This is a genomic window from Parendozoicomonas sp. Alg238-R29 (assembly GCF_947331445.1).
Lineage (GTDB): Bacteria > Pseudomonadota > Gammaproteobacteria > Pseudomonadales > Endozoicomonadaceae > Sansalvadorimonas.
This window is the reverse complement of sequence record NZ_CAMZOG010000215.1, coordinates 1-1,354: the sequence shown is the minus strand read 5'-3', so window position 1 is coordinate 1,354 and position 1,354 is coordinate 1. Positions and strand designations below refer to the sequence as shown.

At 39.4% G+C, this 1,354-nt stretch carries 2 protein-coding genes; both read left to right on the top strand.

Features of this window, described 5'->3' with window-relative positions; translation table 11 throughout:
• Nucleotides 1–172: 172 nt before the first annotated feature.
• Nucleotides 173–553, top strand: a complete 381-nt coding sequence (locus tag QMA35_RS21715) for a hypothetical protein (RefSeq protein WP_281649218.1) — start codon at nucleotides 173–175, stop codon at nucleotides 551–553.
• A gap of 98 nt (nucleotides 554–651) precedes the next feature.
• Nucleotides 652–1,242 (top strand): hypothetical protein, encoded by a 591-nt coding sequence (locus QMA35_RS21710; protein WP_281649217.1) that lies wholly within the window; start codon nucleotides 652–654, stop codon nucleotides 1,240–1,242.
• Nucleotides 1,243–1,354 lie beyond the last annotated feature (112 nt).

Below are 1,354 nucleotides of genomic sequence, written 5' to 3'. Positions count from 1 at the left end.
AAATCACATAACAAGTGCATGGTGTGCGTCGCTTCGCTCCTGGGACGCCTTCGGCGCCCCACATGCAGGCGTTAGGTGCAGGAGTTACAAAGCATCTACTCATAGAATCTGGAAGAATTTTATGGTAAAAAGCGCACGCCTCATAAAACACACATTCTCTTGGTAGGTTAAATTGAAAAAAACAATTGCTGTTACTGTCCTAGCTATTTCTGCTCTTATGACTGGTTGTGCATCAACCATTAAAGGCACTCAGGATACTATTACAGTAAATTCTCTCGAAAAAGGCACACTAATTTATGTTGATGGTGTAAAACGTGGCTTTGATGATGCGATCGCACAAGTAAAACGTGGCGATACACACACTATCAAAGTAACTAAAAAAGGGTGTGAAGATTTAGTAGTTCAAACAGGTGAATCATTTGATCCAACTACTCTCTTAGGAATACTAATCGACTTTGGAATAATTACTATTCCCGTAGATTTAATTTCTGGTGCAGCCTGGAAAACAGAGCCAACTATTTATACAGTAACTCCAATATGCCAGCCATCCTAATAAGATGCACCTAACAAGCCCATCCATGCGACCGCCTCCGGCGGCGCATGATGGGGGCGTTAGGCGCAACCAGTCACCATCAAATGAAGAGTTAGATAATGAAAATATGGTATGTAGTACCTTTGGTTTCTTTATTACTTGTTGGGTGTGAACTAGATAAAGATAAAATCTCCATTGAAAAAGTTGGAAGTAAAACGTACCTAATCAATCAAGAACAAAGCAAAGCTTTTGTAATTTATGGAGAGAAACTCGTCAGACTAAAAGAAGACATTCCTGCTCCATTGAAAATCGGACAAACTCTCAAGTACAAAACCCTAATTTCTTCTAAAAAACTAGATGTCGATACAAAAATCAAATTCATGGGTTCAAAAGCACTTTATAACATGCACATCAAACCCGTTATTGAGTTAATAGACAAGAGTGGTAACATCACAAAAGACAAAACCAATCTGGAGTGGTTTAACAGTAAGAAAAAAGATTATGATTCATACAACGCTATCACAGTTCAACTAAAAGATTCTGATGGATTCAAATTAGCAGAAGAAAGCCTAAGAATATCTCGAGGATTTATAAACGTCCTTGGCGAAGGTTCCGAAATTGAGTCTTTCATGTACGAAGGTTCATTTTCAGTTGATCCAGAAATAGTGCAATTCGCTTCATATTTAGAGATTACATGGAACATCAAATAGCGCCTAACAAGTGAATGGTGTTCGTCGCTTCGCTCCTGGGACGCCTACGGCGCCCCACATTCAGGCGTTGTGCGTCGGGGTGAATATATTAATTTCTCGTTCCTCGTTTTTC